The sequence below is a fragment of the Faecalibacterium sp. 9 genome, assembly GCF_048320955.1.
In the GTDB taxonomy this organism is placed as follows: domain Bacteria; phylum Bacillota; class Clostridia; order Oscillospirales; family Ruminococcaceae; genus Faecalibacterium; species Faecalibacterium wellingii.
Map to the genome: position 1 here is coordinate 247,329 of NZ_JBLWGB010000003.1, position 21,284 is coordinate 268,612.

Annotated in this window: 18 protein-coding genes and 1 pseudogene; 18 read left to right on the forward strand and 1 reads right to left on the reverse strand. The window is 48.9% G+C overall.

Annotated elements, in window-relative coordinates; all coding sequences use genetic code 11:
- Window positions 1-45: 45 nt before the first annotated feature.
- On the forward strand, window positions 46-1,428 hold the full coding sequence (locus ACKXF9_RS13385) for a relaxase/mobilization nuclease domain-containing protein (protein ID WP_418266516.1): 1,383 nt from the start codon (window positions 46-48) through the stop codon (window positions 1,426-1,428).
- A gap of 61 nt (window positions 1,429-1,489) precedes the next feature.
- Here ACKXF9_RS13385 and ACKXF9_RS13390 read toward each other — a convergent pair whose 3' ends face one another.
- Window positions 1,490-1,684: a DUF3873 family protein gene (locus tag ACKXF9_RS13390; RefSeq protein WP_097778304.1), complete on the reverse strand. Its 195-nt coding sequence runs from the start codon at window positions 1,682-1,684 to the stop codon at window positions 1,490-1,492.
- 229 nt (window positions 1,685-1,913) lie between these two features.
- Here ACKXF9_RS13390 and ACKXF9_RS13395 point away from each other — a divergent pair, with 229 nt between their 5' ends.
- From ACKXF9_RS13395 to ACKXF9_RS13475, 17 genes and pseudogenes are all read left to right on the forward strand, one after another.
- Entirely contained in the window at window positions 1,914-2,249 is a 336-nt protein-coding gene (locus ACKXF9_RS13395) for a helix-turn-helix domain-containing protein (RefSeq protein ID WP_418266517.1), read from the forward strand.
- A gap of 372 nt (window positions 2,250-2,621) precedes the next feature.
- Window positions 2,622-3,233, forward strand: a complete 612-nt coding sequence (locus ACKXF9_RS13400; RefSeq protein ID WP_348583020.1) for a DUF1819 family protein — start codon at window positions 2,622-2,624, stop codon at window positions 3,231-3,233.
- Window positions 3,226-3,795, forward strand: coding sequence for a DUF1788 domain-containing protein (locus ACKXF9_RS13405; RefSeq protein ID WP_348817060.1), 570 nt, complete (start codon window positions 3,226-3,228; stop codon window positions 3,793-3,795). Before ACKXF9_RS13400 ends, ACKXF9_RS13405 begins: the two co-directional genes overlap by 8 nt.
- A gap of 31 nt (window positions 3,796-3,826) precedes the next feature.
- The gene (gene brxC / locus ACKXF9_RS13410; RefSeq protein ID WP_418266518.1) at window positions 3,827-7,360 is read left to right on the forward strand and encodes a BREX system P-loop protein BrxC; all 3,534 of its coding nucleotides are present in this window, start codon (window positions 3,827-3,829) and stop codon (window positions 7,358-7,360) included.
- Window positions 7,361-7,852, forward strand: coding sequence for a hypothetical protein (locus ACKXF9_RS13415; protein WP_418266519.1), 492 nt, complete (start codon window positions 7,361-7,363; stop codon window positions 7,850-7,852).
- 151 nt (window positions 7,853-8,003) lie between these two features.
- Window positions 8,004-9,461, forward strand: coding sequence for a toll/interleukin-1 receptor domain-containing protein (locus ACKXF9_RS13420; protein ID WP_418266520.1), 1,458 nt, complete (start codon window positions 8,004-8,006; stop codon window positions 9,459-9,461).
- A gap of 71 nt (window positions 9,462-9,532) precedes the next feature.
- Window positions 9,533-12,190, forward strand: coding sequence for a BREX-1 system adenine-specific DNA-methyltransferase PglX (gene pglX, locus ACKXF9_RS13425; protein WP_418266521.1), 2,658 nt, complete (start codon window positions 9,533-9,535; stop codon window positions 12,188-12,190).
- On the forward strand, window positions 12,174-13,553 hold the full coding sequence (locus ACKXF9_RS13430; RefSeq protein ID WP_418266522.1) for a ParB/RepB/Spo0J family partition protein: 1,380 nt from the start codon (window positions 12,174-12,176) through the stop codon (window positions 13,551-13,553). The genes pglX and ACKXF9_RS13430 overlap by 17 nt, the downstream gene beginning before the upstream one ends.
- A 309-nt stretch (window positions 13,554-13,862) precedes the next feature.
- A complete protein-coding gene (locus tag ACKXF9_RS13435; protein ID WP_003500157.1) occupies window positions 13,863-14,219 on the forward strand; it encodes a hypothetical protein in 357 nt (118 codons plus the stop codon).
- Window positions 14,206-15,291 (forward strand): DNA cytosine methyltransferase, encoded by a 1,086-nt coding sequence (locus tag ACKXF9_RS13440; protein WP_418266523.1) that lies wholly within the window; start codon window positions 14,206-14,208, stop codon window positions 15,289-15,291. The genes ACKXF9_RS13435 and ACKXF9_RS13440 overlap by 14 nt, the downstream gene beginning before the upstream one ends.
- A gap of 4 nt (window positions 15,292-15,295) precedes the next feature.
- Entirely contained in the window at window positions 15,296-16,009 is a 714-nt protein-coding gene (locus ACKXF9_RS13445; RefSeq protein ID WP_005927704.1) for an antirestriction protein ArdA, read from the forward strand.
- Window positions 16,010-16,023: 14 nt separating this feature from the next.
- Window positions 16,024-17,073, forward strand: coding sequence for a hypothetical protein (locus ACKXF9_RS13450; protein WP_418266524.1), 1,050 nt, complete (start codon window positions 16,024-16,026; stop codon window positions 17,071-17,073).
- 91 nt (window positions 17,074-17,164) lie between these two features.
- The gene (locus tag ACKXF9_RS13455; protein ID WP_012741698.1) at window positions 17,165-17,635 is read left to right on the forward strand and encodes a PcfB family protein; all 471 of its coding nucleotides are present in this window, start codon (window positions 17,165-17,167) and stop codon (window positions 17,633-17,635) included.
- A pseudogene (locus tag ACKXF9_RS13460) lies at window positions 17,632-18,582 on the forward strand (type IV secretory system conjugative DNA transfer family protein); the annotation flags it as partial. The gene ACKXF9_RS13455 and the pseudogene ACKXF9_RS13460, both read left to right, overlap by 4 nt.
- Before the next feature lie 85 nt (window positions 18,583-18,667).
- Window positions 18,668-20,536: a recombinase family protein gene (locus ACKXF9_RS13465; protein ID WP_055163286.1), complete on the forward strand. Its 1,869-nt coding sequence runs from the start codon at window positions 18,668-18,670 to the stop codon at window positions 20,534-20,536.
- Complete coding sequence (locus tag ACKXF9_RS13470; RefSeq protein WP_055163287.1) at window positions 20,533-20,931, forward strand: TnpV protein; 399 nt, start codon at window positions 20,533-20,535, stop codon at window positions 20,929-20,931. The genes ACKXF9_RS13465 and ACKXF9_RS13470 overlap by 4 nt, the downstream gene beginning before the upstream one ends.
- Window positions 20,932-21,213, forward strand: a complete 282-nt coding sequence (locus tag ACKXF9_RS13475; protein WP_055163288.1) for a DUF6809 family protein — start codon at window positions 20,932-20,934, stop codon at window positions 21,211-21,213. It abuts the gene before it with no gap.
- Window positions 21,214-21,284: the final 71 nt, after the last annotated feature.

The window sequence follows — 21,284 nt, forward strand, 5'->3', positions numbered from 1 at the left end:
ATGTGCCGCCTTCGGGCGGCTTTTTCTTTATGGGGGTGGTTTGAGGTGGCAGCAACACGGCTGATTGCGCTGCATAAAAACAAGGGAAAGTCTGTTGCGGCTTGCTTGAAAAGCCGCACCGACTATGCACAAAACCCGGATAAAACGGAGCAGGGGCAGCTTGTAAGCAGCTATAAATGCAGCCCCTTGACTGTAGATGAAGAATTTATGCTGTCCAAGCGGCAGTACGAACTTGTTACAGGGCGCAGACAGAAAAATGACGTGATTGCATATCAGATTCGGCAGTCCTTCAAACCCGGAGAAATCACCGCTGAAGAAGCCAACAAAGTAGGTTATGAGTTGGCGATGCGCTTTACAAAAGGCAAGTATGCTTTTCTGGTTGCTACGCACACCGACCGGGAGCATATTCACAATCACATTATCTATAACTCTACGGCTCTGGACTGCAGCCGTAAATTCCGGGACTTTTTGCTGTCGGGGTTGGCTGTGCAGCGGCTGAGCGACCTGATTTGCCTGGAACACAGCCTGTCTGTGATTGAAATAAAGCCCTACCGGGAGCGGCAGAAGCGTGTACTTTACCCGCCAAAAGAAAGCAACCGCGATCAATTGTGCGGTGTGATTGACAGCATCCTTGCGGACAAGCCGGGCAGTTACGAAGAATTTTTGAAAAAACTGGAACAGCAGGGATATGAGGTCAAGCGCGGAAAATTCACATCGGTGAAAGGTGTACGGCAAAAACGATTCATCCGGTTTCGGACTTTGGGGGCGGGATACAGTGAGGAAGAATTAAAAGCGGTCCTCGCCGGAAAAGCAGAGCATTGCCCGAGGAAAAAACATCCGGTGCAGGAACAGAAATTTCAGATGTTGGTGGATATTCAGGCAAAATTGGCTGAAGGAAAGGGAGACGGCTATGCGCGTTGGGCGAAGCGGTACAACCTGAAGGAGATGTCCAAGACGCTGATTTTTCTGCAGGAAAACAAAATCGGGAGCATGGATGAAATGGAAGAACAGGTGCGTGCTGCAACGATGCGCTATCACGAACTGGGCGACTCCATCAAAGCTGCGGAAGCGCGGATGGCAGAAATTGCGGTAATGAAAACGCACATTATCAACTATGCCAAAACAAGGTCCATCTATGAGGCCTATCGAAAAGCAGGATACAGCAAGCGATTCTTGGAAGCAAATCGGGAGAGCATTGCGTTGCACAAGGCGGCCAAAGCGGCTTTCGATGAGGCTGGGCTGAAAAAACTTCCGAAGGTAAAAGAACTGAGCATCGAATATGTTGAGCTTCTGAAAAAGAAAAAAGCAGAATATCCGAGCTATCGGAAAGCACGAGAGAGGATGCAGGAGCTGATGAAGGCACAGAAAAACGTAGAAATGTTTTTTGCAGACAACAGGAGCGAACAGGAACAGCAGCAGACCCGATAAAACGAAAGTCACCGAGGATTCGATCCCAATCCGTTTTGGGAAAGAATCCTCGGTGGCTTTTTTAGTTTATATAGCAGCGGTCCTGCGTGACGAGCCAATCCTCACATAACCGCTGCGCTTCGTCCTTTGAGCGGCAGGTGCAGTTGAAAAGTCTGCCGTGCAAAGAACAATATGTGTAGTGTACCTTTGGGATGCCATCGGAATCTCTGAAATTGACACAGCGTTCTTCGCCGGGCAGCAGGTAGATTGAATCCACGTTCGGCAGCTCCTTTTATTCTTGTTTGATGTGCATTGCACAACATTGCTATTGTAGCATGCCCGGTTCAAAAAGGCCATTGATGATTTGAACAAAGAAATGCTCTAAAATTTTCTGTCCGAAACAAACGCTAATAGAGTTGAACAAACGCCAACTGATTACATATAAAGAAATGCACGGCCTTTATTCTAGTGGTGTGTAACTAACGCCAATAGAATGCGAGGATGTTATGAAAACACTTTTAGGCCAACGAATCAGAGAACAACGCAGGAAAAAAGGCTGGACAATGGATAAACTGGCCGAGAAAGCAGATCTGTCTGTAAACTATGTGGGTGATTTGGAACGTGGGGTGAAGACGCCAAGCCTGGACGCTTTCATCCGGATCGTTGAAGCATTGGATGTTCCCGCAGATGTGCTGATCCGGGACACCGCAGCCCCAGCATCTTATGTGGCAGATGATGAGCTGAACCGGAAGCTGAGCCGTCTTACACCGGGGCAGAAGAAAGCCGCAACCGATATTTTGAACGCATATATCGATAACATACCGTACATCAAAGAGAAGTAAATAGGTTACAGTGGGTGCTGACAAAATCATTGTCGGCACTTTTTCTTTTAAGTGGGTCTGTGCCCAGCGAATATACCACTGAATCATGAACTCCATCAAAAAAGCGTTCGGCAGGAACGCGCAGCCTGCAGCGGTACGATGCAGATCACAAAGGGTTTGGAAATTCCCAACAAGCATTTTACGAAGCAAAAATGGCGTTTGTATAGACAGACGCCCTGCTTGCCGCAACAATGTCGCTGTAGTCTTTGGTATTCTTTCATTGATTTTAACTGATTACAAGTGTAAAATATATATGATGATATCATAATGGATTTTTGTACTTGCTTAATACAAAGACATCGGTTATTCACGGATTTCAGGAGGTTCCCCGGTATGATATGCCCTTTGGACAGTTCTTACAAGGCTTCTCTGACACGAGAGCAGTTTCTGTTCCACGAAATGCGTATTGTCGCTAAATTTATGGTAGATGGAAAAAATGAATCAGAAATAACGGACATAATTACAAAAGATAACCTCTTTCAGTACCCAACTGAACGTATGACAGTTGGTATGGTACGGGCGTGCTATCGACGGCTAAATCTTTTGAGCAGTGAACGACTGATTCGGAATGTTGCAGAGCATCCAGTTGAAGAGGCAAAACAAATTTGTCTTTATGCGATTATGAAAGATAATAGGCTTGTCTGGGATTTTATGGTAACAGTTATTGGGGAAAAATATCGAAACCAGGATTTCAGCTATGGAAAACTTGATCTGACAAGCTTTTTCACAAGACTACAGGAACAGAATGAAGCCATCGCGGGTTGGAGTGAATCTACAGTTAAAAAGTTAAAATCGGTTCTGAACCGAATTTTAAGGGAAAATGATTACCTGAATGATATAAAAGCAGGCCATTTGAACCCGGTTTGGCTTTATCCGGAATTGGAAAATGTGATTCTTACAAATGGGGATCAGGCGGTATTGCCCGCATTTAACCGTTTTGAGTGAGGAAAATTTAATGGGTGACATACAAAAACGCCTTGATAACGTTCGGCAGATGATTCAGAGTCAAGACTTCCTGGAAGGAAAAGGTCTTAGCAATGAAGTGAACATTCGTATCTTCTGCTATGAACCGAGAGATGAAATGGCGGTTCGACATTTCATTGAACAGCTATCTACAGATATGACACTGGGCTGTCAGTTGCGGATCTGTAATTTATATCAAATCTTCCTAGGGATTTGTGAAGGCATGGATATTTTAGATGCAATCCCCGATATGGAAGAAGAGGACGGCCATGATTATCTGTTGGAACAGCTTCAATCGACAATTGGAGTCGATGAAATTGTGCAGAAAATTCAGAGCGAGCCGTTCCAGCCGGGAGAAGTATTGGTTTTGACTGGCGTTGGAGAAGCGTTTCCATTTATGCGAATTCATACGTTACTGGAAGCATCATTGTTTGCAGAGAGGCCGGTGCTTGTGTTTTACCCGGGAACATTTAACGACCAGCAGCTGCGGCTGTTCAACTGTCTGAAGCCGAACAATTACTATCGCGCATTTAACGTTGTGTGAAGGGGGAAACAGAGCGTTGGTTATACAGAATATGTTTGTAGAAGACATCAACCGTAAAATTAACGGTGTTGTCAAGGTTGACGAGGACGAGAACAAGGTCCTGGAACAGGAACTGAACGAGTACGTTATTACACGAGAGCTGAAGCGGCATTTTGCAGACTTTTTCAATACCTATGCAGAAGCATTTGACGAACCAACGGCAGATACAGGAGTCTGGATCTCCGGTTTTTTTGGCAGCGGTAAATCTCACTTCTTGAAAATGTTGTCATACTTGTTGGAAAACAAAGAGGTTAATGGCATTCGTACGGTGGAGCGTTTCCGCAAAAAATTTGAGGATGACCCCGGTACCTTTATGCAGGTGGATCGTGCAACCAAAGGTGAAACCGAGACGATTCTGTTTAATATCGATTATGAAGGCTCTATCAATAAGGACAAAACAGCCGTTTTACGTGTTTTTGCTAAGGTGTTCTATAATCATCTGGGATTCTTTGGCAGCAATCTTAAAGTTGCTATGCTGGAGCAGTACATTACGCAGCAGGGCAAGATGGATGAATTTTGCCGTCTGGTTGAAGAAAAGAAGGGCAAGCCCTGGGCAGAAGTGCGCAAGGCGTTTGCATTCAATGGAAAGGTCATTAAACCTGCATTGGCGGAAGCATTGGATATCAGTGAAGAGGATGCAAATAACTGGTTTAACGATAAGAGCGCAACGGAACTCTCTGTTTCACAGCTTGTAGACGACATCAATGCATACGTCAGAACAAAACCTGCAAACTTCCGCCTTCTGTTTATGGTGGACGAAGCGGGTCAGTATGTTGGCACGGACACGGATATGCTGCTGAATCTGCAGTCTTTGGTGGAAAAAATCGGCAGTGAATGCAGAGGAAAAGTCTGGGTGGTCTGTACCGGACAGGAAGCTATTGATGAGATCATCAAGGTACGCGCAGATGAATTCTCTCGGATCCAGGCTCGTTTCAAAACTCGTCTGAGCCTTTCTTCCTCTTCCGTAGACGAAGTAATCCAGAAGCGCATTCTGAAAAAAACTCCAGAAGCAGAAAAAACGCTGGATGCAGTCTATGAGCAAGAAAGCTCCGGGATGCGCAACTTGTTCAGCTTTACAAATGCAATGCCGGACATCAAGGGCTTCTCTGGTCCGGCACAATTTGCAGAGGACTTTCCGTTCGTTCCATACCAGTTTCTCATCATGCAGAAAATTTTTGTGGAGATCCGCAAACACGGCAATGCAGGTAAACACTTCTCCGGCGGCGAGCGTTCCATGCTGAGCGGTTTCCAGGAAGCAGCCCAGAAAGTGGAAAAGCAGAACGAGTTTGCGTTGGTGCCGCTGTTCCGCTTCTATGATACTGTACATTCTTTTCTGGACAGCTCTATTCGCAACGTGATTGACCGCTGCAGCAAAGCTGTAGAAAATCACGATGGTCTGGAGCCAATGGACGTGGATGTTCTGAAACTTCTCTATCTGATCCGGTATGTCAATGAGGATATTCCGGCCAACTTGGACAACCTTGTGATCTTGATGGCGGACGACATTCGTCTGGAAAAGGTTGCTATGCGCGAAAAGCTGCGCGGCAGCTTGGATCGGTTGATGGGACAGAACTACATCGGCCGTACTGGTGACACCTACAACTTCCTGACGGATGAAGAACAGGACATCCAAAAAGAAATCAACCTTACACAGGTGGATACGGGCGCTATTGTTGGGGACATTGCAAAGATTATTTTTGGTATGATCTATGATGCAAAAAAGTTCCGCTATGGCAAGTGCGACTTCCCGTTTGACCAAATGGTGGATAACACCATGTATGGTATCGCTACATGCGGCATGCGCCTGCGCTTTTTGACAGCAGCTTCGGATGCAACGGAAAAAACGGAATTCCGCCTGATGAACAGCTCCAAGGGCAGTGAAGCCATTGTGGTTTTGGGCGATACACCGTATTATGAATCGCTGGAAGCATCCATGAAGATCCGCAAATATGTCAAACAGCGGAATGTCAGCCAGATGCCCAAGAGTGCTCAGGATATTATCCGCGGCCAACAGGAAGAAGCAACCAAGTATGAAGCTGAAGCCAGCAAAGCTCTGGTAGAGGCTATTGAAAACGCAAAATTTTACGCCGATGGTGAACATCTGGACATTAAGAGCGGCAATGCTAAGGCCAAAATTGACCAGACGATGGAGTATCTGGTCTCGCATGTTTACAGCAAGTTGGACCTGATTGGGAAAAACGCAGATACCGATGCTGACATTCTGGCAGTGCTGTCCGGTGCGGACTATATTCTGCCGGAGGCAGATCCGAACCGCGATGCAGAGGCGGCGGTGGAAGAATATCTTGAGATGCAGGCAATGCATCACCTGCCGACCTCCATGGCGGATGTACAGAGCAAGTTCAGCAGTATACCCTATGGCTGGAAGGAAATCGACATTGCTTATGTGGTGGCGCGTTTGATCGTGAATCAGAAGGTAACCATCAAATATGCAGGCACTACCATCCAGCCGGACAACGCCAAATTACCTGATATGCTCCGCAAAAAGAGTGAGGTGGGTAAAACATCCATTAGCAAGCGCGTGGTGGTATCGGCAACCAAAATGAAGGCTGTGCGGGACCTTCTGCGGGATTACTTCGATGTCATGGATGTTCCTGCGGACGAAGACGGTTTGGTTAAATTTATTGCCGATGAGTTCGGAAACCAGCTGCAGCATTATAACAAACTGAACGAGAAGTACGATGATGCCCACAAGTATCCGGATCAAACAATGGTGCACAACGCTATTACTGCAACGCAGGAAGTGTTGAACCAGAAGAAGGACAACATTGCGCTGATCGACTATCTGCTCAAGAAAGAGGACGACCTCTTTGATCAGAAGGATGCCATGGGCAATGTAGAGACCTTCTTCAAGAGTCAGGTCGGCACCTTTGATGATGCTGCACGGTTGGAACACGAGATGCAGGCGGATCTGGACCGCATTGCGCAGGATGCGGCGGCATACGAGGCCCTGAACAAGATTCGGCTTATCATCACAGTGCCATCTTTTGGGCAGAAGTTCAACTACAAGCGCATTCCGGAGCTGAATGGGTTGATGCAAACGGTGCGTACAGCCCATGACCAGATGCTGGATGACAAACGCTCTGAGATTCTGGAAACAGTGCGTCAGTGCATGGAAGCGACCCATACCGCTGCCGACGGCGATCCCAAGGCGATGGACATTATCCACAAATCTGACACCTACTTTGACGGGTACAAGACGAAGATCAACGAATGTAAGAGCATTGCACTGCTAGACGGTATGATTATCCCGCTGAGCAAGTACAAGGATGATGCTGTTAGCAGCATTGAGATTGCACTGATGCCACCAGCACCAAAGCCGGCCGCAGAAAAGAAGGATGTTGTTACTCCGGCACCAAGGCAGAAAAAGGTGAAATCTTACAGCCGCCAGATCCTGTTCCCGGCCAAGACACTGCGGAACGATGCAGATATTGATGCTTATGTGGAGAAGATTCGCTGCCAGCTTCAGAATCTACTGGACGACTGCGACGAGATCAAGTTGAACTAAATGGATATGTCGAATATGATTGAAATTTTCGCTGCAATTATAGGTGTTGTTGTGGGTTGGGCACTTAACGAAATCACGGATTCGCTTCATAAAAAGCCAAAGCTGTGCTTCCGAATGGTGTCAACCCCTACAAATGAATTGACGGACAAAGAGTATCGCACAAAAACTAGCTTGTCAGAGTCTGGAATTGAGGTGTTTAATATTGGCGAAAAGCCTGTAATCCTCAATGATTTCACTCTCACATACAGAGATAAAATACTTGTTGACTGTTTTATCGAAGACTCTCAGCAAGTAATTGCACCATATCAGAGCGTAATCTACACGCTGACTGAACAGGAAGCTGATGCGCTGCAATGGCACTGCAATCAGGCGCATTTTAAAACCTGCGATGTTGAAGCGCATGGTATTGATGGAAAGCAAATCAAATCTACGCTTTCAGTGCCGCTTTTTTACATTCGTTCAAATCTACACGCAGCGATGCCATCAAAATAGCAAGGATTAATAAAATGCGAGTTTTGGCACGTAAAGTCTTACCTTTCCCTTGGTACAAAAGGCTTAATGTCGTAGTATCATAAAAACGCTATCCTCTATGCAATTAATAACTCTAAAGTGAAATCAAGCTGAATTACAGCGGGAGAAAAAGATGGTGGAGAATGTTATCCCAAAAGTTTTTATATCGTATTCATGGACTAAGAGCGATTTGGTTCTCCAAGTTGCTAACAGACTAATGTCGCATGGCGTCGAGGTTGTTCTTGACAAATGGGATTTAAAAGAAGGACAAGATAAATACGTCTTCATGGAGCAGTGCGTCAATAATTCTGATATAACGAAGGTTTTGATTTTCTGTGATAAAACGTATACGGAAAAAGCCAACAATCGGACGGGTGGTGTTGGCGATGAAACGGTTATTATTTCAAGCGAAGTGTATGGAAAAGTAACTCAAGAAAAGTTCATTCCGATTATAACGGAGCGAGATGAAGAAGGAAAGGAGTATGTTCCTGCATATATAAAAGCAAGAATCTACATAGACTTTTCAAATTCGGACATATTTGAAGAAGAGTATGAGAAACTGGTTCGGAATATTTACAATAAACCATTATATAGAAAGCCAAAACTAGGAAAACAGCCTGAATGGCTTGATGAAGAAAAGAGTGATTTGTTTCCTCTGACTGATCTGATTCGTCAAATAAAAGGTGCAACAAGCGATAAAAAGAAGCATAGTTGTGCAAATAGGTTCATCGATGCGTATATTGAAGCGTTAAAATCTTATTACAAGTCAATAAAAAATGCTGGAGAAGAAGTCTATAACCAATTTTTGGAGACAAAGAGTATCAGAGACATCTTTTTAGACTTTTTACCAGCACTTGATGAGGCTGAAATTTCAATTTCAGAAGTAGTCTGCCCTGCTCTCGAAAAAATGTACAATGAATTGACCAGTGCTTATGGGTTCGAATCTGGTTCCTGTCAAGCGTCTGATTGGGATTATGAGGTATATCATATCTTTATATGGGAATTATTCATTGCAATCATTGCTTATTTACGTCATGTTGGGGAATATGAAGAAATCAATGCTATGATAACATATACGTATTTTTTAAGAAACAGCTGTTTGGATCGGAACGTCACAGAGAAGAACTACTGTGTGTTTCGACATTACAGTAGTTTGATAGAAGAAAACTATAAACCTCAAACACAATATGCACGAAAATATACTTTATTGGGAGACACTATTTGCTCACAACGAGAAAAGCTGCCGATATATTCCTCTGAGGCACTTGCAGAAGCTGATTTGTTTTTGTACCAGATTCGAAACGCTTTTCAGTTAATACAATCGGAAAAGGTGTGGAGTGCTCCATACTGGTTCCCTAATTTGTACGTTTATGCAAAAAAGAATCCGGTAGAATGGACAAAAATCAAGTCAAGAAAGTACTGTAAAAAGATGTTTGATCTTTTTGATGTTCAAAGCATAGAAGAATTAAAGAAAGTGTTATCTAAATGTGTTAGTGATAAAAATGTGCAGATGCGATATCCTGGATGCTGGGAATTCGCACCAGCAATTTTGGATGTTGTTAAACTTGAAGAAATTGGCTCGTTGAATTAAGGAGAACCATCATGGATAAAAACGCCATCAAGAAATATGCGGTCTGGGCACGGAAAGAGATGCTCTCCCGCGTGGCGCAGAAAGCCCAGCAGTACGGCATTACGGAAACGGAAATGGTGGACGCCGGTGCTGATAGCGTCAACGGCAAAGTGTTGTCTGCAGAAGAGATGCAGCAACGCAGGGCACTGATCGCACAGATCAATGAAAAGGGCTACCAGCAGGTTATGGAAGAGGTGGCGTATACATGGTTCAACCGCTTCTCGGCACTGCGGTTCATGGAGGTCAACGGCTATTTGCCCAGCCATGTGCGCGTGTTTACGGATGAAAACAATGCGTTCAAGCCCCAGATTCTGGCCGAAGCCCTGCATCTGGAATTGGATAAGCTGGATAAGGACAAGGTCTACGCCCTGAAAGAGACCGAGCAGGCCGAAGAACTGTACAAATACCTGCTCATCGTGCAATGCAACGCGCTGAACAGCATTCTTCCCGGAATGTTCCAGACCATTGCGGACTACACGGAGCTGCTTCTGCCGGACAACCTGCTCCGGGAGGGCAGCGTCATTGAGCAGATGATCTCCCAGATCCCGGAGGACAACTGGCAGGATGCCGTCCAGATCATTGGCTGGCTGTATCAGTACTACAACAGCGAGAAAAAGGACGATGTGTTTGCTGCCCTCAAGAAAAATGTCAAGATCACCAAGGAAAATATCCCGGCGGCGACCCAGCTGTTTACCCCAGACTGGATCGTGCGGTACATGGTGGAAAACAGCCTTGGACGCCTGTGGGTGGAGGGTCACCCGGACGCAAAAGCACAGCTGCTACCCACACCGGAGGAGCAAGCAGCTTATACTGCCGGGAACCGTGACCCGGAGGACACCAAGTGGCACTATTATCTGGAGGAAGCCCAGCAGGAGCCGCAGGTACAGGCACAGCTTGCCGAGATCCGCAAACAGTATGCCGACCTGACCCCGGAACAGATCAAGGTCATCGACCCTTGCTGCGGCAGCGGCCATATTCTGGCGTATCTGTTTGATGTACTGATGCAGATCTACGAGAACTACGGCTACACGCCCCGCGATGCTGTGGCCAGCATTTTGCAGAACAACCTCTATGGTCTGGATATTGACGACCGCGCCGCCCAGCTGGCCTATTTTGCGGTGATGATGAAGGCTCGCCGGTACGACCGCCGCTTTTTCAGCCACACCACCCAGCCTCATGTGTATGCCATTGAGGAAAGCAACCGCATCGAAAAGCCGGATGTAGAGTTTTTCTGCAACGGCAAACCGTCATTGACGGATGCTATGCACACTATCCTCACCCAGCTTTACGATGCCAAGGAGTATGGCTCCATTCTCACCATCACCCCGCAGGACTGGGATGCCCTCTATGCCCGGTTTGACGAGGTGGCAGACGCGTCCTCGTTCCATAGGGAGAGTATTCGCAAAAAATTACTCCCATTGGTGCAGGTGGCGCAGAAATACGATGTGGTCGTCACCAATCCGCCGTATATGGGTGCATCTAATATGAACTTGGATTTATCTGAGTATGTGAAAAAATACTACCCGGACAGCAAGAGCGATCTGTTTGCCGTGTTTATTGAAGTATGCTCCCGTATGGCAAAACAGAACGGTTATCAGGCAATGATCACCCAACACGCATGGATGTTCCTGTCCAGCTTTGAAAAGCTGCGAGAGAAGATGATGCTGACTGAAACCGTCAGCATGGCACATCTTGGCGCACGAGCATTTGAAGAAATCGGCGGCGAAGTGGTGCAGACGACCTCGTTTGTGCGTGTGCGGACGCATATTGATAATTTTAAAGGTGTGTATTGCCGCCTGATTGAACCTACCACCCAGCAGGGCAAGGAGGATATGTTCCTTGCCGGAGAAAAACGCTATACTGCCAATCAGGATGATTTTGGGAAGATTCCGGGCGTTCCGGTGGCATACTGGTTTTCTCGAAAGGCACTTCATGCATTTGAATCAATGCGGTTATCTGAAAAGTATGAGGCAAGAAATGGCATTACAACAGGGCAAAATGACATGTTTATCAGATGCTGGTACGAAATTGAACCTAATATAGAAAAGTGGTTTAAATGCAATAAAGGTGGAGCATATAGAAAATGGTATGGCAATCAAGATTATGTTATTGACTGGGAAAATAATGGATACCGATTAAAGAATTTTAAAGATGACAATGGAAAATTACGCTCAACATTGAGAAGTATTGAATTCAATTTTCAAAAGTGCATAACGATGTCGCGGATTGGCTCTGCAACAAAAAGTTTTCGGTATCTTCAAGAAGGCTTTATAACGGAGGGCGCATCAAATAATATTTATTATAAAAGCGATGAGTATAATTTGCTGGCATTTCTGAATAGCAAACCATGCGATTATATTCTGGAATTATACAACCCAACAATAAATGTTATGCCAGATGACTTAAGAAACCTTCCATTAGCATATTTGTCTGAGCATATAAATTCAAATTCACTTGTAGAAGAAAACATAGATTTATCAAAAGATGATTGCAACGGTGTACAAAGGGAACATAATAAAAAACTTAATAATGGACTGCCAATCTTACACAAAGTACCGCCCAAACGAGACTACGGGCGGTATTTTTGTATCATGGCGGAGAAAGGAGGAACTTCCCACGGGGGCTTGACTGAAAAGTTGAGCCCCTTTTTTCATGCCAAAAAACAGGAGGTAAATGCTTATGGCAGATGATAAAACCACAAAAACGCCGGAACAGCCGGTAACGGATAGCGGGCCGGGCACGGAAACGCCTCCCGCTCCCCCAAAAGAGCCGGAGAAGGTTTCCGTTTCCTCGGAGCCGGGAAAAAAGACGGAACCAGAGGTAAAGAACCCACAGGTTTCCGTCTATAACTTCGCTGAAATTATGAAGGAAAAGAAAGCCGAGGAACGGGCGGCAGCTCCCGGCGTGGAAAAGCCTGACCCGGCAAAAGTGGAGAAACCGGAAAAGCAGCCGGAGACTCCGAAAAAAGCAGAGGAAAAACCCAAAGAGCCGGAACAGCCGAAGCGCCGGGGCCGTCCCCCGAAAGCAGATAAGGACAAGGCCGCAGCCCCGAAGTCCAAAGCCCCCGCACAGAAACCGGAAAAGACGGTCAAAAAGGAGCCGGAGAAAAAAACGGCTCCAACGGTGCAGACCGCTCCCACTCCAAAGGAACCTGAAAAGCCGCAGGATGCACCACGCCGGGGCAAGGAGCAGATCGTCTATATCAAGCTGAATGAACTCCACGCCTTCAAGAACCATCCCTTTGAGGTTCGGGATGATGAAGAAATGCGGGCTATGGTGTCCAGCGTCAAGGACAAGGGCGTGACCCAGCCCGCTATCGTCCGTCCCCGTGAGGATGGCGGCTATGAGATCGTGTCCGGCCACCGCCGCCAGAAAGCCAGCGAGCTTGCCGGATATGCGGATATGCCCTGTATCGTCCGAAACCTGACGGATGATGAAGCCATCACCCAGATGGTCGAGGATAATCTGAACCAGCGTGAAGAAATCCTCCCCAGTGAGCGGGCCAAAGCCTTGAAAATGCAGCTTGAAGCTATCAAGCACCAGGGCTCCCGCACTTCGGGCCAGATTGACCCGAAGGACGCTGGCAAACGCTCCAACGAGATCGTGGCCGAGCGCAATAAGATGGCGGTCAAGCAGGTGCAGCGGTATATCCGGCTGAATGAGCTGGTTCCCGACCTGATGAAGCTGATGGATGAAAAAAAGCTGGGTTTTACTACGGCGGTGGAGCTTTCCTATATCGGCAAGAAGAACCAGAACTATATCGCTGTCGCCATTGACAGCCAGCAGTCCTCGCCTTCACAGGCGCAGGCAAAGCGTATGCGTGAGTTGGACGAAAAGAAGCTACTCAACGGGGATGTGATCGACGGCATTATGATGGAGGACAAAAAGGAGGTAGACAAAGTGATTTTGACAGGTGCGGAACTGAGCAAGTATTTCGGCAAGGAAACTACGCCAAGGGAAATGAAGGACCAGATCATCAAGTTGCTGGACGACTGGAAGGGTCAGCAGAAGGAACACGAAAAGCCGGAGAAGAAAACCGAACAGGAAAAGTAAGCCAAAACCTCGGGTCAACGTGGCCCGAGGATTGCGGGGCTCTGCCCCGCACCCCGAAGCTCTGGAGATATAAATCATTCCCCGTCGCCAGTTATTCCGTAGCATAGCCGGGAAAATCAGTCAAGGGCAGCGCCGCCGCAGGCGGTGCCAGAGGCACCCTTGACGGATTTCTCCCGGTTATGCTTTTTCCCGGTCAAGCGACGGGGATATAAATTCTCCAGAGCCGTTCCCCTTCCCGGGGGAAGGGGCGGAGGGGTTGGGCGATACCTTGCTTTTCCCTAAACCAAAACAGAAATGGAGGCTCAACCAATGAAACGACCTTTAGCATACCTGACTGCCGCATGGAGCGGCGAGCCGGATGTTGATATGGAGCTGGCGGCCCACTACTGCCGTCTTGCTTATGAGGCGGGCTTTTCCCCGATCTGCCCGCTCTTGTACCTGCCGCTGTTTTTGAATGACAGCGTTCCCGAGGAACATAAGGCCGGGATTGATATGCGCCGGGATATGCTGCGACGCTCCCATACCCTGATCGTCTGCGGCAGCGCTGTGGACGAGGATGTAAAAAATGATATTGCGGTTGCCGGGCGGCTGGGCATTGCGGCGACCACACTGGAAGGGGTGCTTGCCGTGAAGGGACACGGCACCCCGGGCCATGCCGGACATTAAGCTGGGGAGCCTTTTCGACGGGATCGGCGTGTTCCCTCTGGCTGCTTCCCGGTGCGGTATCCGTCCGGTATGGGCCAGTGAGATTGAAAAAGCGCCCATCTCCATAACCAAAAGGCACTTTCCCGATATGGCGCATTTGGGAGATATTACGAAGGTGGACGGCGGGAAAATCCCGCCGGTCCATGTGATAACCTTCGGCTCTCCCTGTCAGAACCTTTCTCTGATCGGCAACCGCTCCGGCCTTGCCGGGGCAAAATCAAGCCTGTTCTATCAGGCGTTTCGTATCATACAGGAAATGAGGGATGCTACTGATAACCTATATCCAGCTATCGCTGTTTGGGAAAACGTCATGGGAGCGTTTTCTACAAATGACCGGATGGACTTTAGAGCCGTCCTATCCGCCTTCTCGGACACCGAAGTTCCAATGCCTCCTTCGGGAAGATGGGGAAACGCCGGAATGGTGCGAGGGGGAACGCCTGATGTGTGCTGGCGGCTCATGGACGCCCAGTATTGGGCAGGCTCCCGAAGGCTGGCACGAAGGCAGCGGATTTTCGTCGTGGCGGACTTTGGAGGCAGACGTGCCGCAGACATACTATTTAAGCCCCGTCCAATGCTCCCACTTCCTCCGCCTTGCGGAGAGGGCGGGCGGGCCGCCGCCGAAGGAGATCGAACAGCTTCTTTTGAAACAGGGTGGCAGATACCAGTCATCCACCCCTTTCAGTGCTTCCGTATGCGGGGAGCGGCAAAAAGGCAGGAAGAAACGGCCTTCCGAAACAGCTTCGGATTACCAACTGACCCTTTTCCCACTCTTTTAGCCAGTGATGTAACGCCCTTTGCCTTCTGGTATGAGGGCGACCCGGAGGGTGGCTGTATCCGTTTTCTGACGGAAACAGAAAGTGAACGGCTGATGGGGCTGCCGGAGGGCTGGACAAAGTACGGGGCGGACGGCGTGGAGATCCGGCCTCTGCAACGCTACAAGGCGCTGGGAAATGCGATTGCCCTCCCTTGCGCCGATTACATTATGGCCGGGATCTATGAGGTGCTGGCTGACCGGGCCGGAAAGGAGGAATAAGCCCATGTTTGAAGCCTATATAACCAATACAGCCCTGTACCCCTTAATGGGGATCGAGGTAGGGACAACGGTACATTTCCCCATGACGACACAGGAGTTGCAGGCCGCCCTTGCCAAAATCGGGATAGATGGGAAACGGTACAGCGAAGTGTTCTTTACCAGCTTTGACAGCGATGTGCTGGGGCTCTACGATCATCTCTACGAATGTGAGAACATCGACGAGCTGAACGAGCTGGGCCACGCCCTGCTGGAAGTACGGGATAAGGGCGGACTGGAAACCTTTGAAGCCGCTCTTGTCTTGGGAAACCACACACGGAGCGTGAAGGATTTGATAAACCTGACCCAGAACCTTGACCTGTACCGCTTTTACCCGGATATTTCTGATGATGAAGGGCTGGGCCGTCTTTACGCCGACGAGCTTGGGACCATCGACATACCGGAGCACATTCAGAACTACTTCGATTATGAGGCATACGGGCGGGATGTGCGTATCAACGAGGGCGGCGTATTCGCTCCCGGTGGGTACGTGTCGGCAGTCCCGGAGGGCTTCAAGGAGTATTACCACGGGCCGCAGGACATTCCGCCGGAACACCGGATATTTGCCTATCCTGAAAAGGCCGAGCCTGTCCACTCCATTCTCGCTGCACTCAAACGGTTTCAAGAAGCCCCGCCCGCTCCGAAAAAGGACAAGGCGGGGCCTTCCCATGAAGAACGGTAAGACTTCGGGCCAGCATGGCCCGAAGCATGAAGGAGGTGCATACCATCAACTATTACCCTATCAATGAAGGGGCCGCCCGTCGGGCAAAGGAAATGAACAGCTTTTCCGACTACAAGGAAGGGAGCGCAACGGTGGAATACCGGGCAATGGTGGACAAGGCCGCCGCCATAGCGGAACAGCAGAAATCCCGGGTGGACCCCATGTACCATGAGAAGATCGACCATCTGTTAGACACCTACGCCCGCAAGCTGGCCGAAAACATGAACCAGGGCTTTGCCATTGACGCAAGGGTTCCCTCTGTGATGATCGCCGGACCTGCCAATTTCCCGGTGGGAAAGAAGGAAAAACAGAACCGGGCCCGGGACAGCAACATGGAGGAATGGCGGTATATTCAAGGGCTGCTGGATAAGATACGCAGTACCGGCATGGGCGGGATCAGCGCCGATGACCCGGCAGCGATTGAAAAGCTCCAGAAGAAGCTGGACGGGCTGGAACGCTCCCAGCTCATTATGAAGGAGGTCAACGCCTATTACCGCAAGCATGGCAAGCTGGATGGCTGTGCGCTGCTGTCGCCGGACCAGATCGAAAAGCTGAAAGCAAGCATGGCGGCAAACTGGCGGAGCGACCCGAGGCCCTTTGAAAGCTACCAGCTTACCAACAACAATGCGGAGATCCGCCGGGTAAAGACGCGTATCGAACAGCTCTCCAAACAGGCGCAGCGGGAGTTTTCCGGCTGGGAGTTCGACGGGGGCCGTGTGGAGATGAACCGGGAGGACAACCGCTTGCAGGTATTCTTTGATGGAAAGCCTGACGCGGACACCCGGGCCGAGTTGAAAAGCAGCGGTTTCCGCTGGGCTCCCAGTGTAGGCGCATGGCAGAGGCAGCTCACGGACAACGCCATCCGGGCGGCTGACCGTCTGGAATGTATCAAGCCGCTGTCCGGCGAAAAGCCCTCCCAGCTTCAAAAGAAGCCCTCTATCTTGCAGACCATGCGGGAACAGGGCGAAAAAGTCCAGACGGAGCCGGAAAAGAAAGCTCCGTCCGGCAGAGATGCCGAGCGGTAAGCCTCGGGCCACATTGGCCCGAGGTTTTCTGTTCCCCGAGATTGTACGGGGGCCTCCCGGATAGCGGGAACCCCGACGGAAAGGAGGTTTTATGCAGGAAGAAGTAAACCAAAAAACGGTTGCCCTTTCGATCAGGACAACGAAGCTCACAGGAAAAGTGCTGGCTGCCGCTCTTGGCAAGGTGGTTCGGGCGCTGCAAAAGCACCACCGGAAGGCGCTGACCCCGCAGGGACGCCAGAGTGTAAAAAAGCTGATGAACCACTATGGCGGCAAAAGCGCTATGCCCTATGTGGGAGCCCCAAAGGATTTTGACCGGATCGCAAAGGAGTTCCATGTGGACTACGCTTTCCATAAAGTGAGCCCCGGCCATTACCTGCTGTTCTTCAAAGCCAATCAGGCGGACGCTATCACGGCGGCCTTCCAGAAGTACAGCGCAAAGGTGCTGAACAAAGAGCAGGACAAGGCTTCCATCCTCGGTCAGCTTCGGAAATTCACGGAGCAAATCAGGACGCAGGCAAAGGAAAAGCAGCGGACCAGAGAGGCGGTGAAGGACGGACGTTGAGTGACAAGATCAGAAAATATGTGCTCCCAAACCTGCCGTACCTCTTTGTGTTCTGGTTTTTCTCCAAAATCGGGACGGCCTACCGGATCGCCCCCGGCACAGACTTCGGGACAAAGCTCATGGGGATGCTTGATACCTTCCCCAAAGCCTTTGAAACCTACTGGCCGGGGCTGGGAGGTATTGACCTGCTGGTGGGCCTTGCCGGTGCGGCTGGGATGTATCTGCTGATACAGTCAAAGATCAGGCAGGCGAAAAAATTCCGGCGGGATGCGGAGTACGGCACCGCCCGCTTTGGAACAAAGGAAGATATAAAGCCATTTGTTGACCCTAAATTTCAGAACAATGTCATTCTGACCGGGACGGAGTTCCTTACCATGAACACCCGTCCGAAGATACCCGCCAATGCCCGGAACCTAAACGCCTGTGTCATCGGATCGTCCGGCTCGGGAAAGACAAGGTTCTGGCTGACTCCGCAGCTCCTTCAGGCCCATTCCTCGTATGTGGTGGTAGACCCGAAGGGCGGCACTCTCGACCAGTGCGGGCGGTTTCTGCAACGGGAGAAATACAGGGTGCGGGTGTTCAACAGTATCGACTTTTCAAAATCCATGCACTACAATCCGCTGGCCTATATCAAGACAGAAAGCGATGTTTTGAAATTTGTTACCGCCCTGATTGCCAACACCAAAGGCGACGGCAAGGAGGGCGACGAGTTCTGGACAAAAGCAGAAACCCTCTTGTACTGCGCCCTTGTGTCCTACATCGTCTTTGAGGGGCCGGAGGAAGAACGCAACATGAATACGCTGGTGGAAATGATAAACAGCATGGAAGTCCGGGAGGATGACGAAACCTTCAAAAACGCGGTGGACTATATGTTTGACGGACTGGAACGCCGCAGCCCCCAGCACTTCGCCGTGAGGCAGTATAAGAAATACAAGCTCGCCAGCGGTGTTGTATGCTTTAAGAGACTTATTCATCACGATATGAGTAAGTCTCTTAAAACATATAAGGCTACAAAGCAGAAAGGAGACCCCCATGAGCAAACAGAAAATAACCGCCCTGTATGAGCGTTTGAGCCGTGACGATGAACTGCAAGGCGAGAGTAATTCCATATCCAATCAGAAAAAATTATTGGAGGAATACGCCGCACAGCAAGGCTTTACAAACTGTGTCCACTTTACGGACGATGGAATAAGCGGGACTTGTTTCGATAGACCCGGCTTTCTTGATATGATGCGGCAAGTCGAAGCCGGAAATGTGGACTATCTGTGCATTAAGGACATGAGCCGTCTGGGGCGTGATTATCTCAAAGTCGGTCAGATTATGGAGATTTTACGCCAGAGAGGTGTCCGTCTCATTGCCATCAATGACGGTGTGGACAGTGCCAGAGGAGACGATGATTTTACCCCTTTTCGCAATATCATGAACGAATACTACGCCAGAGACACAAGCCGCAAAATCAAGTCCACTTTCAAGACCAAAGGCATGACAGGCAAGCATCTGACAGGGACGGTCATTTATGGTTATCTCTGGAATGAGACGAGAGACCAATGGATTGTTGATGAATACGCCGCCGAGGTTGTCAAGCGTATTTTTGCTATGACGATTGACGGCTACGGACCGTATCAGATTGCAAAGAAGCTGTCCGAGGACAAGATACTCATTCCCTCTGCCTACCTTGCACAGCATAACGAGGGCGTGAACAAAAACAAGACTTTCAAGGATGTGTACGGTTGGGGTTCTTCCACTATCGTCAATCTGTTGGACAAGCGTGAATATCTCGGTCATACCGTCAATTTCAAGACCCGAAAGCACTTTAAGGACAAGAAAAGCCATTATGTCCCGGAGGACGAATGGACGATTTTCGAGAATACCCACGAAGCCATTATCAGCCAAGAGACTTTCGACCTTGCACAGAAAATCCGAAGCAAGGTCAGACGATACCCCGATGGATGGGGCGAAGCTGCTCCCCTCACAGGCTTGCTCTACTGTGCCGATTGCGGCGGCAAGATGTATGTCCACCGCACTAACAACGGCAAGCGTATCTCTCAATACACTTGCTCACAGTACACAAAAGTCCCTTGTGGAACGCTCTGCAAGACACAGCACCGTATCAATGAAGATGTGGTACTTTCCCTTGTCTCCGATATGCTCCGAGCCATAGCCGAGTATGCAAAGCATGAGCGAGCCGAGTTTGTCCGAGTGGTACAAGAAGCACAGTCCAGTCAGCAGACAAGCGAGGTCAAGAAGCAACGCACAAGGCTTGCTACGGCAAAACAGCGTGTTTCAGAACTGGAAGTTTTGCTCTGTAAAATTTATGAGGACAATGTATTGGGCAAGCTCCCCGATGCCAGATATGCCGTTCTGGATGCACAGTACGCAAAGGAACAGGCGGCACTTACCGCCGAGATTGCAACACTTGAAAAGGCTGTCGGAGATTATGAGAAGCATGAGAAATCCGCAGACCGCTTTATCGCTCTGATTGACAAGTATCAGAACTTCGACAAGCTGACAAATACCATGCTCAATGAGTTTGTCGATAAAATCCTTGTCCATGAGCGAGCCAGAAAAGGCAGTCGAGAGACTACGCAAGAGGTTGAAATCTTCTTTAACTTTGTCGGGCGTTTCGTCCCTCCGGCATTTGCCGAAGTGGAGCTTACACCGGAAGAATTAGAGGAAATCCGCAAGCGTGAGGAACGCAAGGACAAACTTCATCAGAACTACTTGAAGCGTAAAGCCAGCGGTGCCCAGAAGCGTTATGAGGACAAAATCAAGGCGGCAAAGAAAGCCGAGATGGACGAAAAGAAAAATGCCATTCGAGCCGAGGATATTGCAAGGGGCGTATTTATCCCTGTCAGCAATCTTCCGAAGCGAGAACCACAGAAAGGAGCTATCACAGCATGAACGAACTGAAAGCGAGAATCCATGAAAACGGCATTGACTATGTCCTTGTGGGAGATTACTATGTGCCGGATTTGAAGCTGCCGGAGGAAAAGCGACCTATCGGGCATTGGGGCAGACTTCACAAAGCCTATTTGCAGAACTACCGCCCCACCGTTTACAACGAGCTTGTTTTGTCCTGTCGGCTTCATTCCGTCCTTGCGGATCTGAACGAACAGGCAAATGACCGCTTCTCTCTGATTATGGAGCAGATGGCAAGAGCCGAGGGCGTGACAGAGCAAATGAAAGCGGAAAATCAGATGTTGTGGGTGCAGTCTATGAACTCTATCCGCAACCGAGCCGAGGAAATTGTCAAGCATGAAATGATTTACTGCCATTATAGCGGAGGGGGTGATTAAATGATTATGGAAGCGATTTTCGGCGGCGATATGTACCCATTGGAGAACATTGTACCGCAACAGGACGGCTACAAGGCAGAGGTCAAAGCCATTGCCGACCTTATGGACGAACTGGCGAACAGGTTTTCAAAAGCTGACTTTTCCAAAGTGGAGGAGCTTCATCAGCGAATGACGATTATTCAGCAGTACGAAAGCACCGAGCATTTTAAGTGCGGACTGTCCACAGGATTGCTACTTATGAAAGAAGCCTATGAATATCCACTCAATCCCAAAGAGGATTAAAAAAACAAGGTCTGAACCCGACAATTTAATACCGTAATTCAAGCGGCAAGTGTTTCGTTCTTCGTGAAATG

Excerpts from the sequence above, each read along its gene's own strand:
- ACKXF9_RS13395 (WP_418266517.1), top strand. The coding sequence starts at position 1,914 with ATGAAAACACTTTTAGGCCAACGAATCAGAGAACAACGCAGGAAAAAA.
- ACKXF9_RS13400 (WP_348583020.1), top strand. The coding sequence starts at position 2,622 with ATGATATGCCCTTTGGACAGTTCTTACAAGGCTTCTCTGACACGAGAG.
- brxC (WP_418266518.1), top strand. The coding sequence starts at position 3,827 with ATGTTTGTAGAAGACATCAACCGTAAAATTAACGGTGTTGTCAAGGTT.
- ACKXF9_RS13415 (WP_418266519.1), top strand. The coding sequence starts at position 7,361 with ATGGATATGTCGAATATGATTGAAATTTTCGCTGCAATTATAGGTGTT.
- ACKXF9_RS13420 (WP_418266520.1), top strand. The coding sequence starts at position 8,004 with ATGGTGGAGAATGTTATCCCAAAAGTTTTTATATCGTATTCATGGACT.
- ACKXF9_RS13430 (WP_418266522.1), top strand. The coding sequence starts at position 12,174 with ATGCTTATGGCAGATGATAAAACCACAAAAACGCCGGAACAGCCGGTA.
- ACKXF9_RS13435 (WP_003500157.1), top strand. The coding sequence starts at position 13,863 with ATGAAACGACCTTTAGCATACCTGACTGCCGCATGGAGCGGCGAGCCG.
- ACKXF9_RS13440 (WP_418266523.1), top strand. The coding sequence starts at position 14,206 with ATGCCGGACATTAAGCTGGGGAGCCTTTTCGACGGGATCGGCGTGTTC.
- ACKXF9_RS13445 (WP_005927704.1), top strand. The coding sequence starts at position 15,296 with ATGTTTGAAGCCTATATAACCAATACAGCCCTGTACCCCTTAATGGGG.
- ACKXF9_RS13450 (WP_418266524.1), top strand. The coding sequence starts at position 16,024 with ATGGCCCGAAGCATGAAGGAGGTGCATACCATCAACTATTACCCTATC.
- ACKXF9_RS13455 (WP_012741698.1), top strand. The coding sequence starts at position 17,165 with ATGCAGGAAGAAGTAAACCAAAAAACGGTTGCCCTTTCGATCAGGACA.
- ACKXF9_RS13465 (WP_055163286.1), top strand. The coding sequence starts at position 18,668 with ATGAGCAAACAGAAAATAACCGCCCTGTATGAGCGTTTGAGCCGTGAC.
- ACKXF9_RS13470 (WP_055163287.1), top strand. The coding sequence starts at position 20,533 with ATGAACGAACTGAAAGCGAGAATCCATGAAAACGGCATTGACTATGTC.
- ACKXF9_RS13475 (WP_055163288.1), top strand. The coding sequence starts at position 20,932 with ATGATTATGGAAGCGATTTTCGGCGGCGATATGTACCCATTGGAGAAC.